General features: G+C 72.5%; 11 protein-coding genes, 2 tRNA genes and 2 pseudogenes. 4 read left to right on the top strand and 11 right to left on the bottom strand.

What is annotated here, in order from left to right; genetic code table 11:
* The first annotated feature begins 86 nt into the window (after nt 1-86).
* Nucleotides 87-407, top strand: a complete 321-nt coding sequence (locus tag OG332_RS15120; protein WP_327413975.1) for a hypothetical protein — start codon at nt 87-89, stop codon at nt 405-407.
* Here OG332_RS15120 and OG332_RS15125 read toward each other — a convergent pair.
* Nucleotides 404-1,195 carry an N-acyl homoserine lactonase family protein gene (locus tag OG332_RS15125; RefSeq protein ID WP_327413976.1) on the bottom strand — a complete coding sequence of 264 codons (792 nt, stop codon included), beginning with the start codon at nt 1,193-1,195 and terminating at the stop codon, nt 404-406. The genes OG332_RS15120 and OG332_RS15125 overlap by 4 nt on opposite strands.
* 261 nt (nt 1,196-1,456) lie before the next feature.
* Here OG332_RS15125 and OG332_RS15130 point away from each other — a divergent pair, with 261 nt between their 5' ends.
* A complete protein-coding gene (locus tag OG332_RS15130) occupies nt 1,457-2,620 on the top strand; it encodes an IS701 family transposase (protein ID WP_327419120.1) in 1,164 nt (387 codons plus the stop codon).
* A gap of 205 nt (nt 2,621-2,825) precedes the next feature.
* Nucleotides 2,826-4,031 (top strand): annotated as a pseudogene (locus tag OG332_RS15135) (IS4 family transposase); the annotation flags it as partial.
* Between the two features lie 273 nt (nt 4,032-4,304).
* On the opposite strand, the gene holA reads toward OG332_RS15135, so the two are convergent.
* Nucleotides 4,305-5,297 carry a DNA polymerase III subunit delta gene (gene holA, locus OG332_RS15140; RefSeq protein ID WP_327413977.1) on the bottom strand — a complete coding sequence of 331 codons (993 nt, stop codon included), beginning with the start codon at nt 5,295-5,297 and terminating at the stop codon, nt 4,305-4,307.
* Between the two features lie 58 nt (nt 5,298-5,355).
* Between holA and OG332_RS15145 the strand changes: the two genes are divergently transcribed.
* Nucleotides 5,356-5,616: a hypothetical protein gene (locus OG332_RS15145; protein ID WP_327413978.1), complete on the top strand. Its 261-nt coding sequence runs from the start codon at nt 5,356-5,358 to the stop codon at nt 5,614-5,616.
* Between the two features lie 14 nt (nt 5,617-5,630).
* Here the strand turns inward: OG332_RS15145 and OG332_RS15150 are convergent, their stop codons facing one another.
* From OG332_RS15150 to OG332_RS15190, 9 genes and pseudogenes are all read right to left on the bottom strand, one after another.
* Nucleotides 5,631-6,512: a YceI family protein gene (locus OG332_RS15150; protein WP_442816153.1), complete on the bottom strand. Its 882-nt coding sequence runs from the start codon at nt 6,510-6,512 to the stop codon at nt 5,631-5,633.
* Nucleotides 6,513-6,648: 136 nt separating this feature from the next.
* Nucleotides 6,649-8,820: pseudogene (locus tag OG332_RS15155) on the bottom strand (ComEC/Rec2 family competence protein); the annotation flags it as partial.
* Nucleotides 8,821-9,020: 200 nt separating this feature from the next.
* On the bottom strand, nt 9,021-9,842 hold the full coding sequence (locus OG332_RS15160) for a helix-hairpin-helix domain-containing protein (protein ID WP_442816154.1): 822 nt from the start codon (nt 9,840-9,842) through the stop codon (nt 9,021-9,023).
* Between the two features lie 290 nt (nt 9,843-10,132).
* Nucleotides 10,133-10,978, bottom strand: coding sequence for a DegV family protein (locus OG332_RS15165; protein ID WP_327413980.1), 846 nt, complete (start codon nt 10,976-10,978; stop codon nt 10,133-10,135).
* Nucleotides 10,979-11,272: 294 nt separating this feature from the next.
* Nucleotides 11,273-11,992, bottom strand: coding sequence for a hypothetical protein (locus OG332_RS15170; RefSeq protein ID WP_327413981.1), 720 nt, complete (start codon nt 11,990-11,992; stop codon nt 11,273-11,275).
* Between the two features lie 142 nt (nt 11,993-12,134).
* Nucleotides 12,135-15,005: a leucine--tRNA ligase gene (leuS, locus tag OG332_RS15175; protein ID WP_327413982.1), complete on the bottom strand. Its 2,871-nt coding sequence runs from the start codon at nt 15,003-15,005 to the stop codon at nt 12,135-12,137.
* A gap of 245 nt (nt 15,006-15,250) precedes the next feature.
* A tRNA-Ala gene (locus tag OG332_RS15180) sits at nt 15,251-15,323 on the bottom strand.
* Between the two features lie 131 nt (nt 15,324-15,454).
* Entirely contained in the window at nt 15,455-15,688 is a 234-nt protein-coding gene (locus tag OG332_RS15185) for a hypothetical protein (protein ID WP_008738908.1), read from the bottom strand.
* 144 nt (nt 15,689-15,832) lie between these two features.
* Nucleotides 15,833-15,905: transfer RNA gene (locus OG332_RS15190), tRNA-Ala, on the bottom strand.
* Between the last annotated feature and the right edge of the window lie 113 nt (nt 15,906-16,018).

The raw sequence follows: 16,018 nt of genomic DNA on the forward strand, positions 1-16,018 counted from the left end.
CCGCGCCGCACGCGGCCTGCGTTCGCCACGCGGGTGCGGCGCACCAAGGCAGTGACCGAAGGCCCCGGCCTCCACCCTTCCCCAGGGTGGCGGCCGGGGCCTTCGTGTTGCCCGCGGACGGCGGCGGCATGCTGATCGGGGCGCCGCGCTCCGCGCAGGGAATCGGCGCGGCGCTGCTCCCGCCGGCCGCGACGTCGCTGGTCACGGCGCTGTTCCAGGGCCCGGCGCGGCACCGTGCCCTCGGTGTCCGGGCGGCGGCCGGCGGCGCGGGCGCGGCCTTCGGGGCCCTGCTCGGCGGCATCCACCGGCCTCGTCCACGGGGTGCCGAGGGCTCCTGGCCCCGGCCCGCCGGACAGCGACGCCGGGATCCTGCTGGTCCTGGCCCGACCGGCCGGTTCCCCGGCTAATCCCAGAACTCGCCGTCGTGCGGCAGGGCCGCGAAATGGCCGGGGTCGTGGGAGAGGAACACCGGGATGCCGGCCCGGGACAGCGCGCGCAGTCGCCCGTGGCCGAGCAGCTTCTCCTCGATGTTCCAGTCGCTGGGCATGGGCACGTTCCGGTCCAGTCCCTCCTGCAGGTGCGCGGCGTCGCCCATGAGACCGATCCGTCCGTAGTTCTCCAGATCCAGGACGACACCCTGGTGACCGGGCGTGTGACCGGCGGTGTGCAGGAGGGTGAGCGTTCCGTCCTGGAAGAGGTCCATGTCACCCCGGAGCTCCAGGAACTCGTAGTCTCGGCTGCCCGCGTAGTCGTTGAACGCGTAGCCCCGGACGGTCCAGCGGTCCGGCCACCAGGCGTGACGCAGCTCCTCGTGCTGGACCACGTGCACGGCGTGCGGGAAGTAGGTCATCCCTCCGGCGTGGTCGAGGTGCAGGTGGGAGTAGACGACGTACCTGACGTCGGCGGGCCGGTAGCCGAGGCGCTCCAGCTGCGCGTCGACGGCGTGCGCCCGGGTGAACCCCTCGGCCCCGTACGCCGCTCGCAGCCCCGGACCCCAGTGGGCCTCGGCGGCCTCGGGGTCCGCCACACGGTGGTTGATCCCCGTGTCGAAGAGGACCAGCCCGTGGGTGGCGTGCTCTATGACGGCCACGGTCGAGGGCACGGTGACCATGCCGCCGGCCCCGTACAGGAGGTCGCTCCTCGGCATGGTGAAGGGCCCGGCGTTCACCGTCGTCACCCGCAGTCTGCCGGCCACGGCACCTCCCTGTCGCCCACCGGGACGCCGCTTCCGTCCTGTGGTGGAGGCGGCCTGACCGGCGAATTCCCCGTGTCCAGGCTAACCCTGGCGCGACGGACCCACGCGCCGACGGCCGGCAGGCGGGCCAGTCGTATCCGCGGTCCCGACAGGATCCGGAGAAGGAGACGACCGGCCTAGTACTGCAACCGCATGTGGCGTGACGGTCGGTGAGGTTGCTCGTTGTTGTGACTGTGTGATGAATCGCTGACGGTTGAGCAGATCGAGTCGTGGTCCGAGGGTGTAGCGGGGTTGCATGCCCGGTTCGGGCATCGTTTTGGCAGGTCGGAGCCACGTGATCGGGCTCTGGACTACATGACGGGCCTGCTTGCGCCGCTAGAGAAGAAGAACGGGTGGACGCTGGCCGAGCAGGTCGGCCAGCTCCGCCCGGACGGTGTGCAACGCCTGCTCAACCACTCCGAATGGGACGAGAACGCGGTCCGCGACGATGTCCGGGACTTCGTCGTGGAGACCATCGGCGCCAAGGATGGCGTGCTCATCGGGGACGACACCGGGTTCCTGAAGAAGGGCACCAGGTCAGCAGGGGTCCAGCGGCAGTATTCCGGCACCGCTGGCCGCACCGAGAACTGCCAGATCGGCACCTTCCTCGCCTACGCATCCGCCAAAGGGCGGGCGCTGATCGACCGGGAACTCTACGTCCCGAAGTCCTGGACGGACGACCGCGACCGCTGCCGGGCAGCCGGGATCGACGACACCGTGCCGTTCGCCACGAAGATCGAGCACCTCAAGTGGATGCTGCAACGCGCCATCGACGCGGCTGTTCCCTTCGCCTGGGTGACCGCGGACGAGGCATACGGGCAGGTCAAGCACTTCCGCGCCTGGCTGGAAGAACGCCAGGCCGCGTATGTGCTGGCCACCAAGGTCAACGACACCGTGATCACCGCCGACGGCCGGGACGCCCGCGTCGACGAGCTGATCGCGGCCCTGCCGAAGCAGGCATGGAAGCGGATCTCCGCCGGAGCAGGCGCCCACGGCCAGCGGATCTACCACTGGGCCCGCGTCGCGATCCGGCCCACCTGGGAGGGCGGATCCGGGCACTGGGTGCTCGCCCGCCGCAACCTGTCCGACCCCACCGACATCGCCTACTACGTCTGCTACGGCCCCGTCACTTCCCGGCTGAAAGACCTGGTCAGGACCGCCGGAGCCAGGTGGGCGGTGGAGGAATGCTTCCAGACCGCGAAGGGTGAATGCGGGCTCGATCACTACCAGGTGCGGCTCTACCGGGCCTGGTACCGGCACATCACCCTGGCCATGGCCGTCCTGGCCTACCTCACGGCCATCCGTGCCGCAGAAGCCGCAAAAGGGGCAGCGGAGATGACGAGCAAGACCTCATACCCCTCAGCGTCCCGGAGATCCGCCGGATGATCGGGCACGTCGTCGTCACGCCCCGCTGCCACAGCAACGAGCACCGTCTGCACTGGTCACGCTTCCGGCGCCGCAGCCAGGCCCGAGCCCGCCGCTGCCATTACCAACGCCGAGGCCACGACCCACACATGCGGTTGCAGTACTAGCCGCAATACCAGTGACTTAAGGATCTCGGCTGGTAGGGTGTTGGCCAGGAGGTGTCTGGATGCCACGCCCTGGACAGGTCAAGCCGGAGACGGACGAGCGGTTGTCGGATCGGATCGCGATCGGACTGCTGACGCGGACGTTCCCGCCGGAGCTGGTGGACCGGGTCGTGGAGGAATCCGGGAAGGCCGGGCAGCGCAACCGGCTGCTGCCTCCACGGGTGGTCGTCTACTTCGTGCTGGCGATGTGCTTGTTCTCCGGTCAGGGCTACGAAGAGGTCGCACGGCTGCTCACTCAGGGTCTGGCCTGGGCCAAGCACTGGTCGGGTTCGTGGCAGGTGCCTACGCCCGGTGCGGTTTCCCGGGCCCGGGCCAGGCTCGGGCCCGAGCCGCTCAAGGCTCTCTTCGAGCAGTCCGCCGGGCCTGTGGCGACCGAGTCCACTCCCGGTGCGTGGTACGGGTGTTGGCGTCTGATGGCGGTCGACGGGACCACGTTCGACGTGCCGGACAGTGAGGAGAACGACGCCCGGTTCGGTCGTCCCGCCACCCACCGGGGCGAGCGGACCGCGTTCCCGCAGGTGCGGGTGGTGGCGCTGGCGGAGTGCGGCACGCACGCCATCACCCGCGCGGCTCTGGGGCCGTTCACCACCGCGGAGTCCGTGATCGCGCGGGAGCTGTTCGACGCCCTTGGACCGGATGACCTGCTGATGGCCGACCGGGGCTTCGCCGGGCTGGAGCAGTGGCGAGCGGCATCGGCCGGCGGTGCGGACCTGCTCTGGCGCATCAAGTCCAACGCCGTCCTGCCCGTGCGGCGCGAGCTCCCCGACGGGTCCTACCTCTCCGACATCGTGGCGGCCAAGGACCACCGCAAACGCACCGATCCCACCGTGGTGCGGGTCATCGAGTACACCCTGGACGACCCCGGACGCCCGCAGCACGACGCCCCGTACCGGCTGATCACCACCATCCTCGACCACGAAGCCGCACCCGCGGCGGAGTTGGCGGCCCTCTACAACGAGCGATGGGAGATCGAGACCACACTGGACGAGCTGAAGACCCACCAACGCGGCCCCGCCCAGGTCCTGCGCTCCCGATCGCCCGACGGCGTCGAACAGGAGGTCTGGGCCCACCTCCTCGTCCATCACGCGATCCGCCAGCTCATGCACACCGCCGCCCGGGACACCGACACCGATACCGACCGGCTTTCCTTCACCCGCACCCTCCGCCTCGCCCTACGCCAGGTCACCGCGCAGGCGGCCTTTTCCCCTGACCGCCTGGCCACAGCCCTCACCGACGGGATACGAGAGATAGCCCGTCACCTCCTGCCACCGCGACGACAGCGGTCGAACGCCCGCGTCGTCAAACGCAAGATGTCCAACTTCGGCGTCAAGCGCACCGCACACCGGCTCTGGCCACAGCCGACACTCGACCCAGCCCGAGCCGTGGCCATCGCCCCACACCACAAAACGGCCCCGACCAACCCACCGAAGACCCCAGGCACCCCGGACCCTTAAATCACTGGTATTGGGCCTAGCCGTGGCCTAGCCTCGCTGCGGACGGGCCGCGCGGGCCACCGCCACGACCGCCTTCTCGAGGGCGTACTCGGGGTCGTCGCCGCCGCCCTTGACCCCCGCGTCGGCGGCGGCCACGGCGCGCAGCGCGTCCGCGACGCCGTCCGCCGACCAGCCCCGCATCTGCTGGCGGACCCGGTCGATCTTCCACGGCGGCATGCCCAGGTCCCGGGCGAGGTCGCCGGGGCGGGCCCCGCGCGGGGCGGAGGCCAGCTTGCCGATGGCGCGCACCGCCTGGGCCAGGGCGCTGGTGATCAGGACCGGCGCCACCCCGGTGGACAGGGACCAGCGCAGGGCCTCCAGGGCCTCGGCCGCACGTCCCTCGACCGCCCGGTCGGCGACCGTGAAGCTGGAGGCCTCGGCCCGGCCGGTGTAGTAGCGGCCGACCACGGCCTCGTCGATGGTGCCCTCGACGTCCGCGCACAGCTGCGCCGCCGCACTCGCCAGCTCCCGCAGGTCGCTGCCGATCGCGTCGACCAGGGTCTGGCAGGCTTCCGGGGTCGCCGCCCGGCCCAGCGTGCGGAATTCGCCCCGCACGAACGAGAGCCGGTCGGCGGCCTTCGTCATCTTCGGGCAGGCGATCTCCCGCGCGCCGGCCTTCCGCGCCGCGTCCAGCAGGCCCTTGCCCTTGGCCCCGCCCGCGTGGAGGAGGACGAGGATGATCTCCTCGTAGGGCGCGTCGATATAGGCCTTGACCTCCTTGACCGAGTCCGCCGACAGGTCCTGCGCATTGCGCACGACCAGCACCTTGCGCTCGGAGAAGAGCGAGGGGCTCGTCAGCTCGGCCAGCGTGCCGGGCTGGAGCTGCTCGGAGGCGAGGTCGCGGACGTCCGTGTCGGCATCGGCGGCGCGGGCGGCCGCCACCACCTCCCGCACGGCACGGTCGAGCAGCAGCTCCTCCTGCCCCACCGCGAGGGTGAGCGGGGCGAGCGGATCGTCGGTGGGGTTCTTCCTGGTGGCCATCGCCTCCAGCATCCCATGCCGCACTGACAGCCCCCCGCGCCGCGGCCCCCCTCACCGCATGTTCGAGAATGGTCGCGTGAACGTGCGCCATGTACTCGTCCTGCCCGACCGCGACGCCGCCGAGGAGGTGGCGCAGGAGGCCGTGGACCGCTTCGGCCTCCCGGAGGAACCGCAGTTGGTGCGCGACGCCCTGGCCGGCGAGGACGACGCCGAGGACGCCCAGTGGCTGGTGGTCGTCGAGGACCCGCAGGAACGACTCGACGGCACCTCGCTGGACGACCTCGCCGCCGAGTACGAAGGCTGGCTGGAAGCCCCGTAGGGGAGCGTCCGGGATCAGGCCTTGTGCACGATCTGGACGTCCAGCGTCACGTCCACGCTCGTACCGATCGCCGCGATCCCGTGCGCCAGCACCGACTGCCAGTTCAAGGTGAAGTCCTCGCGGTTCAGTTCGGTGGTGGCCCGGCAGGCGGCCCGCGGCTCGCCCTCCAGGCCGGTGCCGAGGCCCAGGTACTGCGTGTCCAGGGTGACGGAACGGCTGACCCCGTGGAGGGTCAGGGCGCCGGCCACGGCCCAGCGGCTGCCACTGCGGTGGATGAACCGTTCGCTGTAGAACTCCACCGTGGGGTACCGGACCGCGTCCAGGAAGTCCCCCGACCGCAGGTGGTCGTCGCGCAGCCGCACCCCGGTGTCGATGCTCGCCGCATCGATGATCACGTGCATGGAGGAGTCCTCCATGCGCTCGGCGATCCGTACCGCTCCGGCGAACGTGTTGAACCGGCCGCGGATCCGCGCCATCCCGATGTGCCGGGCCGTGAAGGCGAGGGAGGAGTGCGTCGGGTCGAGCTCCCAATGACCGGGCTGCGGAAGCAGCGGCGGCTCCACCGCGTCGAGGATGATCTCCCCCGTGCCCGGCTGCGCCGGGTCCCCCACGAGCGTCGCCCCGCGGAACGGCGTGTACCCCTCGGCGGTGACGGAGAGCCGGTACTCCCCCTCCGGCACGGCCGCCGTGAAACCGCCGTAAGGGTCGGTCTCCCCGCTGACGATCCGGCGCCCGATCGGGTCGGTCACCTCGAACGCGGCCTGCCGGATCGGCTGGTGGACCGTGTCGAGAACCCGGCAGCTGAGCAGACGCGCCGTCGGCGGCAGCGTCAGTGTCGCGGATGTGTGCGGGCTGGAACTTCCGGCCGTCTCCATCCCCCGTCGGCGACCGAACATGGCTGATGCACCCCCGTGCTGTGTGGACTTGGAGCGTTCTGGCGAAGACGCATTCGATCATGCTGTCGGGTTGTGGGCAAACAGAGCGGTCGCGCCCGGTATGACCACGCCGGATCCGGCGCCGGTTGGCCGGAAACGCACGCATCCGAACGCCGGTTCCGCTGACGGCGATCGAGCCGTCGGTGTCGGTACGCAGCACCGTCGCCCCCACCGCCCGCAGGCGTGCGAGCGTACCCGGCGCGGGGTGCCCGTAGCGGTTTTTTATGCCGACGGGAACAATCGCGAGCCTCGGCCGGACCCGGGCGGTCAGGTCGGCGTCCTGGTGCGCGGAGCCGTGGTGGGCGACCTTCAGGACGTCCACCGGACCCAACTGCGGATGCTCCCTCAGAAGTGCCTGCTGCGCGGGTGGTTCGAGGTCGCCGAGCAGGAGCAGGGTCAGGCCCGCGCCGCGTACCAGCAGGGCGACGCTCGCGTCGTTGGGCCCGTCGGGCGGTGGCCCGGCCGCCGGCGGCCAGAGCACCTGCCACTCCAGCGGTCCGGCCCGGCGCCGCTCCCCCTGGGCCGCCCGCACGACGGGCACACCCGCGGCCGCGGCCGTCCGGCGGACGAACTCGGCCTGCGCCGACGGCTCTTCCAGCGTAGTGGCCTGAATCACACCCACGGACCGGCCCCGCAGCACCCCGGACAGCCCTCCGACGTGGTCGGCGTGAAAGTGCGTCAGGAGCAGCATCGGCACCCGGTGCACGCCCAGCGCACGAAGGCAGCGGTCCACCGGGCCGGGCTCCGGCCCGGCGTCCACCACCAGGGCCTCTCCCGGGCCGACCGCGAGGACGGCGGCGTCCCCCTGCCCCACGGCGCACTGGACGTAGCTCCAGTCGGGCGGAGGCCAGCCGGTGAGCGTACGGGTGAGCTGCGGCGGCCGCAGCGCGGCGAGGAGCAGCAGCACCGCCAGCGCGGAGCAGAGCCACCGCCGGCGCCCGATCCTTCCCCCCACGGCCACGGCGGCCACGGTGGCCGCGGCCAGCAGCAGGCCGCCGGTGAGCCCGCCCGGCCAGGCCAGCTCCGCCCCCGGCACCCGCGCCCCGGTCCGGGCCACGGCCGCGATCCACCCGGTCGGCACCCCCGCGCACCAGGCGAGCGCCTGCGCGGCGGGCATCCACAGCGGTGCCGCGGCGAGTGAGGCGAAGCCGAGGACCGTCGCCGGGCCCGCCGCGAGCTCGGCCAGCAGGTTGCACGGCACCGCCACCAGGCTGACCCGGGCCGCGAGCGCGGCCACCACCGGCGCGCACACCGCCTGGGCGGCCCCGGCGGCCCCGAGCGCGTCGGCGAGCCGGGGGCCCATCCCGCGCCGCCGCAGGGCCCCGCTCCACCGGGGAGCGAGCGTGAGCAGCGCCCCGGTGGCCAGCACGGAGAGCAGGAAGCCGTGGCTGCGGGCCAGCCACGGGTCGTAGAGCACCAGCAGCAATACGGCCGCGCCCAGGGCCGGGATCAGGGACCTGCGCCGCCCGGTGGCGATGGCCAGCAGGGTGACCGCCCCGCAGGCCGCGGCCCGCAGCACGCTGGGCTCCGGCCGGCACACCACCACGAACCCCAGCGTCAGGGCCGCCCCGCACAGGGCGGTCACCCGCAGCGAGAGCCCGAGCCGGGGCGCCAGCCCGCGCCGCTCGGCCCGCTGCGCGCGGGCCGGGGGCCCGATGAGCAGGAAGAGGACCACGGTCAGGTTGGAGCCGGAGACGGCCAGCAGGTGCAGCAGGTCGGTGGCCCGGAAGGCCTCGTACAGGTCGGGCGGCACCCTGGACGTGTCCCCGACGACCAGCCCCGGCAGCAGGGCCCTGGCGTCCGGCGCGAGCCCCTCGGTGGCCTCGCGCAGCCCGGCCCGCAGCCGCCCCGCGAGCCGCTGCGCGGTGTCCGGACCGGCGGTCACCCGGGGCGGGGTGTCGGCTGCCGGGCGAAGCAGCGCCACGACCCGCTCCCTGTCCCGGGCCGGGGCGAGCCGGGCGACCACCGCCACCCGGGTCGACGGCTGCAGCCGGGCCCATCCCGCATGCCCGGCCAGCACACGCACCGGGGTCTCGACCCGGGTGCTCGTCCCGTCGGGCCCGGTCACCCGGGTCACCACCGCGGTCAGTACCACCACCGGCGGCCCGCTCCCGCTGCGGGCTGTCCTCGGATCGGAGCCGACGGTGAGCTCGGCGAGGACGCGGGCATGCTCGCGCGCGAGCCCCGCGACGGGCCCGGCCCGCGCCTCGGCCCGCTGGAGCCCCGCCACGCCGGCCCCGGCCGCCGCACAGAGCAGGGCCGCCGCCATGGCCGGGGCGACCCTCCACAGCGGGCCCGGGCGCCGGCAGCCGGCCAGGATCAGCAGACCCGCGCAGACCACCCCCAGCCCCACCCCGAGAGCGGTCCGGCCGGCGGGCGCGTCCAGGGCGAGGGCGGCCGCCGCCCAGGCGGCCGCGGCCGGCACCGCCAGGCGCAGATCCACCGGGCCCGACGGCCCTTCGGATCGGTTCACGGCCGCACCCGCGTGCGCAGGTCGGCGAAGCGCCGCTCTCCGATGCCGTCGACCTGGCGGAGCTCCTCCACGGACCGGAAGCCGCCGCAGGCGGTGCGGAAGTCGACGATGTGCTGGGCCAGGACCGGCCCGACCCCCGGCAGACCGTCCAGCTGAGCGACCGTGGCCGACCCCAGACTGAGCGGTCCCGGTCCCGGACCCGCACCCGGACCGGCGGCGGCCCCGCCCGGTACAGGCTGCGCCGGGGCGCCCACCAGCACCTGCTCGCCGTCCACCAGGACCCGGGCCCGGTTCAATCCGGTGGTGTCGGTGCCCGGGCGCACTCCCCCGGCGGCGGCCAGCGCGTCCTCCACCCGCGAACCGGCGGGCAGCCGGCGCACCCCGGGATCCCGCACCTTGCCGCCGACGTCGACGACGATCCGCGCGCCGCCACCGGCGCCCCCGCCCGCGGCCGGCGCGGCAGCCGGTGCCGTGGCCGCCGCCGGGACCACGCCCGGGGCGACCAGCGCGGGGACGGTCACCGGCTGCGGCCGGGCCGACCAGTACTGGTGCCCGGCGAAGCCGACGGCGGCGGCCAGCACCACCGCGACGGCGGCCACCGTGCGCGGCTCCACCCCGCACCGGGCCTGCAGCCACAGCGGCAGCCGCTCCCGCACGGCCAGCCTCCGCGCGGCCCCGGAAGACAGCCCGGCAGCCTCGAGCCCGGCGGCCCCGGGCCCGGCCGCCTCGTCGGGCAGGGGCCCGGGATCCGCCCCGGCCGGCGGCGGTGCCTGCGGCGGACCGCTGCCACCGAGCAGGGCTTCGGCCCGCCGGCGCACCGCGCCCGGCTCCGCATGGGGAACCCGGTGACCCGGGCGCCCGCCGCGGCCACGGCGGTGTCGGAGACGACCTCCCGGGACGCGACCGCCAGGGAAACCACTGTCGGAGAGACGGCCGTCGGAAGGACGGGAGCGGCCCGGACCAGTGGTGGCGCCGCCCGACGGATGCGAAGTACGCGTTCGAAGAGTCATGCCACGACGGTAGGAGCCCGCCCCGACCCCCGCTCGGAGCCTTCAATTCCGGTGGATGGCCGGCCCGTTGTGGATAACCGGGCCACTCGTTCCGGTGATCAGCGAGGGGAGACGACCGCCGCCAGCAGCCCCGGCCCGGTGTGCGCGCCGATCACCGCACCGACCTCGCTGACGTGCAGCTCGACCAGTCCGGGGATGCGCTCACGGAGCCGCTGGGCGAGCTTCTCGGCCCGCTCCGGTGCCGCCAGGTGGTGCACGGCCACGTCGACGGCCGCGGACCCGGCCCGCTCGACGGCCAGCTCCTCCAGCCGGGCGATGGCCTTGGAGGCCGTACGCACCTTCTCCAGCGGCTCGATCCGCCCGCCCTCCAGCGTCAGCAGGGGCTTCACCGCCAGCGCCGAGCCGAGGAGGGCCTGCGCGGCCCCGATCCGGCCGCCACGGCGCAGGTAGTCGAGGGTGTCGACGTAGAAGTACGCGGACATGTCCGCCGCCCGCTTCTCGGCGGCCGCCACGGCCTCGTCCACGGAACCGCCCGCCTCCGCCACCTCGGCGGCGGCCAGCGCGCAGAAGCCCAGGGCCATCGCGATCATGCCGGTGTCCACGACGCGCACCGGCACGGGTGCGGTCTTCGCGGCGAGCGCCGCGGCGTCGTACGTGCCGGACAGCTCGGCGGAAAGGTGCAGGCTGACGATGCCGGTCGCCCCGGCGTCCGCGGCCGCCCGGTAGGCCCGGACGAACTCTTCCGGGCTGGGGCGCGAGGTGGTCACCGACCGGCGCTTCTGCAGGGCCGCGGCCAGGCTGCGCGCCGAGATCTCGGTGCCCTCCTCGAGCGCCTCGCCGCCGAGGACCACGGTCAGCGGGACGGAGGTGATTCCGTGCCGCGCCATGGCCGGTTGGGGCAGGTAGGCCGTGGAATCGGTGACGATGGCGACATGGCGGGACATGAGGCGGAGGTTACCGCCAGTGGGGGTGTGACGGCAGCCTGGGCCCCTCGCCGGGGCCTGCGGCCGGCACTGCGGGCCGGCACTGCGGGCCGGCCGGCACTGCGGGCCGGCCGGCACTGCGGGCCGGCCGGCACTGCGGCGGGCCCTGCGGGGCTTGCCGCCCGCCCCGCCCCTTCTCCCCCGGCCACCGCAGGGAGCTGCCCCCCGAAACCGGGGGCCGCCGTCCCCCGACCCCAGCGCCTCAACCGCCGGCGAGGCCGGGTTCGGCCGGCGAGGGGCTCGGAGAACTCCGGATCAGGTCGTGCTCTCCGGTCGGCGTGTCTTCTGCCAGGGGTATTCGGGCGTCGGGGCGGGCCGGTTCAGCGCCGCCTTCTGAGGCTGCTCACGCTGTTGTGCCTGCTGCTGGGCCGGCGCCTGCTGGGCCGCGTCCCACTCCGCGGCCGCCGCCGCCAGGTGGTCCACCGACTCCCGCGACCAGTCCCGCAGCGCGCCGGATTCCATCTCGATCTGGGCCGACAGGGCGGACAGGTCGTCCTCCGCGAATCGGCTGGCACGGTCCCGCGCGGCCCAGCGCAGCGAGTCCGCGGCCTGTGTGATCTTGGCGGTCCGCTCCCGCAGGTCGGGCATGCGCTCCGCGATCCGCGCGCGGTCCGGATCCTGCTCCAGCCGCTTCAGCTCGTCGTCCAGCTCGTGCCCGTGCGCGCTCAGCCGCTCGAACAGGGCGATCGACTCCCGCAGCGAGGCGTCGAGCCGGACCCCCTCGTGCAGCGCCTGCAGGGTGGACCGCATCGACGTCCGCAGGTCCAGACGCAGCTGCGCCAGCGCTCCTGTGACCCCGACCTGGCCGAAGCTCTTGGCCCGCAGGGTGGTGTCCTCCACCGTCCGTCGCGCCTGGGTGATCGTCCGGTCCACTCCGCGCTTGGTCGCCTGCACCACCTTGATGGTCGCGTACGCGCCCAAGCCAAGGAAGGCGAAAAGCACCATCAGCGCGAAGATGATCAACGCGGCCTCCATAAGTGTCCCTTCCCCAGTCCCCGCCGGCTTACTGCCGTCACCTCAACCGTAAACGCCACGGGCAGGCTGGGGGTTCCCTTCGAACCCCCAACCTGCCCGTACGGGATCTCCCCCATGGAGGGGGCGGCCCATCCGACCGCGGTCAGATGACGATGTTCACCAGCTTCGGCGCACGCACGATCACCTTGCGGATCTCCGCGCCGCCCAGTGCCGCCACGACGCCCTCGTCGGTCACGGCCAGCTGCTCCAGCTCCGCCTCCGAGATCGCGGGCGACACCTCCAGCCGCGCCTTGACCTTGCCCTTGACCTGCACCACGCACGTCACGGTCTCGTCCACGACGTACGCCGGGTCCGCGACCGGGAAGTCCTGGTGGACCACCGATTCCGCGTGGCCCAGGCGGCTCCACAGCTCCTCGGCGATGTGCGGGGCCAGCGGGGCGATCAGCAGCACCAGCCGCTCGGCGACCGAGCGCTCCAGCGGGCGGCCCGCCTTCGTCAGGGCGTTGTTCAGTTCGGTGATCTTCGCGATGGCGGTGTTGAAGCGCAGCCCGGCCATGTCCGCGCCGGCCCCGTCGATCGCCTTGTGCAGCGCGCGCAGGGTGTCCTCGGCCGGCTCCCCGTCCACGACGGTGACCCGGCCGGTCTCCTCGTCGACGATGTTGCGCCACAGGCGCTGCAGCAGGCGGTACTGGCCGACGACGGCACGGGTGTCCCACGGACGCGAGACGTCCAGCGGGCCCATCGCCATCTCGTACAGGCGCAGGGTGTCGGCGCCGTACTCCTCGCAGATCTCGTCGGGCGTGACGGCGTTCTTCAGGGACTTGCCCATCTTGCCGTGCTCACGCTTGACCGGCTGGCCCTGGTAGAAGTAGCCGCCGTCGCGCTCCTCGACCTCGGCCGCCGGGACGTAGACGCCGCGCGCGTCGGTGTACGCGTACGCCTGGATCATGCCCTGGTTGAACAGCTTGTGGAACGGCTCCGCCGAGGAGACGTGACCCAGGTCGAACAGCACCTTGGACCAGAAGCGCGCGTACAGCAGGTGCAGCACGGCGTGCTCGGCGCCGCCCACGTACAGGTCGACACCGCCGTGCGGCGCGCCCTCGCGCGGGCCCATCCAGTACTGCTCGATCTCCGGGTCCACCAGGGCCGACGCGTTGTTCGGGTCCAGGTAGCGCAGCTCGTACCAGCAGGAACCGGCCCAGTTCGGCATGGTGTTGGTCTCGCGCCGGAAGGCGCGGACACCACGGCCGTCGCCCAGGTCCAGCTGGACGTTGACCCATTCCTCGTTGCGCGAGAGCGGGGTCTCCGGCTTGGAGGCCGCGTCGTCCGGCTCGAAGGTGCGCGGCGAGTAGTCCTCGACCTCCGGCAGCTCCAGCGGCAGCATCGACTCGGGCAGCGGGTGCGCGACGCCGTCCTCGTCGTAGACGATCGGGAAGGGCTCGCCCCAGTAGCGCTGCCGGCTGAACAGCCAGTCGCGCAGACGGAAGTTGACGGTCCCCTCGCCGATGCCGCGCTCGGCCAGCCAGTCGGTGATCGCGGCCTTCGCCTCGACGACGCCCAGGCCGTCCAGGGAGATGCCCTCGCCCGTCGAGTTGACCAGCTTGGCGTCGTACGCGACGAAGGCGTCGTCCCACTCGGCCGGGTCGATGTCGCGCCCGTCGGTCGGCTCGACGACGCAGCGGACGGGCAGCTCGAAGGCGCGCGCGAACTCGAAGTCGCGGGGGTCGTGCGCCGGGACCGCCATGATCGCGCCGGTGCCGTAGCCCATCAGCACGTAGTCGGCGATGAAGACCGGGACCTTCTGGCCGGTGACCGGGTTGACCGCGTACTCGCCGGTGAAGACACCGGTCTTGTCCTTGGCCTCGGCCTGCCGCTCGACGTCCGACTTGGCCGCGGCCTGCTTGCGGTACGCGGCGACGGCCTCGGCCGGGGCGGCGTAGCCGCCGGTCCAGACGGCGTGGGTGCCCTCGGGCCAGGCGGCCGGGGTGAACTTCTCGACCAGCGGGTGCTCGGGCGCCAGCACCATGTAGGTGGCGCCGAACAGGGTGTCCGGGCGGGTGGTGAAGACGGTGATCGCCTCGTCGCCCAGCGCGAAGTCGACGCGCGCGCCCTCGCTGCGGCCGATCCAGTTGCGCTGCTGCAGCTTGATGGCCTCGGGCCAGTCCAGCGCGTCCAGGTCGTCCAGCAGCCGGTCGGCGTAGGCGGTGATCCGCATGTTCCACTGGCTCAGGCGCGACTTGAAGACCGGGAAGTTGCCGCGCTCGGACCGGCCGTCCGCGGTGACCTCCTCGTTGGCCAGTACGGTGCCCAGCCCGGGGCACCAGTTCACCGGCGCGTCGGAGGCGTAGGCCAGCCGGAAGCCGTTCAGCACGTCGGCGCGCTCGCCCGCGGTCAGCTCGGCCCAGGCACGGCCTCCGGGCACCTCACGGGAGCCGGCCTCGAAGGCGGCGACCAGCTCGGTGATCGGCCGGGCCTTGCCCGCGTCGGCGTCGTACCAGGAGTTGTAGATCTGCAGGAAGATCCACTGGGTCCACTTGTAGTAGTCCGGGTCGATCGTCGCGAAGGAGCGGCGCTTGTCGTGGCCCAGGCCCAGCCGGCGCAGCTGGACCTTCATGTTCTCGATGTTCGCCTCGGTCGACACCCGCGGGTGCGTGCCGGTCTGCACGGCGTACTGCTCGGCCGGCAGGCCGAAGGCGTCGAAGCCCAGGGTGTGCAGGACGTTGTGGCCGGTCATCCGCTGGTGGCGGGCGAAGACGTCGGTGGCGATGTACCCGAGCGGGTGACCGACGTGCAGCCCCGCACCGGACGGGTACGGGAACATGTCCATGATGAACTTCTTGGGCCGTGCGACCACCGAGGGATCCCCGGCCAGGTCACCGGTCGGGTTCGGGGCCTCGTACGTGCCCTGCGCGTCCCAAACGTCCTGCCAGCGTGCCTCGATGTCGGCGGCCATGGCAGCCGTGTAGCGGTGCGCCTCGGCCGCCTCGGGGGCCGGGGTGTTCGTCTCGCTCATGATTTCTGAAGCTCCATCGATCGTCTTCGCCGTCTCTGCCTGCCCAAACGAAAAAGCCCCTCGCACAGGAGGGGACGCCGCGCCGATGCCGACCTCTCGAAGGTCGGCGCTGATCAGCGCGGCTCGGTAAGCAGAAGGCGTACGGCACGCATGGCGTCAGGGTACCGCAGCACCCGTGGCGCCCGCTCGGACGACCGCACAACGAGAAGCGGACCACCCGATCCGGGTGATCCGCTTCTTCACTGTGGAGCTAAGGAGAATTGAACTCCTGACCTCCTGCATGCCATGCAGGCGCTCTACCAACTGAGCTATAGCCCCTTGTTCTGCCTGCCGCTTCGGTTCCTCTTGCCGGTTCCCCTTGGCGACGTCCCAAACATTACACGGTCATGGCCCTGGTCCAAAAATCGGTTTCCACCGACCATGGGCCATGTCCGATTTGCTCCAACTTGTCACGCTCTCGCGAACTGATAGAACCGCTTGAGCGTGCAGTGCTCGTCGAGCAGCCGGCCGTAGATCGGCTCCCCTTCCAGCTCGCGGTACGTCTCGATCGGGTCGCCCTTTATGATCAGCGCCCGCGCGCATTCCTCGCACCAGTACTGGTAGTCGGGGTTGACCGGGTCCATGTCCCGCACGATCGGCGTGCCGTTGTTGCACCAGTCGCACCGGCGCCGGTGTGCACCCATCCGTCAGCGACTCCCTCCCGCGTCGGGCCGTCGTCTCCCCCCTCCGGCGGTCCGATTCTGCCATGCCGGTGCGGGCCAGGTCAGCAAACGCAAAGGGTACAAAAACAAAGATCCCGCCCCCTGTTGGGGACGGGATCCTGATTGTGGAGCTAAGGAGAATTGAACTCCTGACCTCCTGCATGCCATGCAGGCGCTCTACCAACTGAGCTATAGCCCCGCTCTCCGCCGCGCTCCCCCCGTCTCCGGTGTTCTGCGCTGCGAACAAGAAGAACTCTAGCTTGTGACCAGCCGGAAAGTGAAATCCGGGTGGCAGCCCCGGCGAGGAGCGGC

The organism is Streptomyces sp. NBC_01233, from assembly GCF_035989305.1.
Classification (GTDB): domain Bacteria; phylum Actinomycetota; class Actinomycetes; order Streptomycetales; family Streptomycetaceae; genus Streptomyces.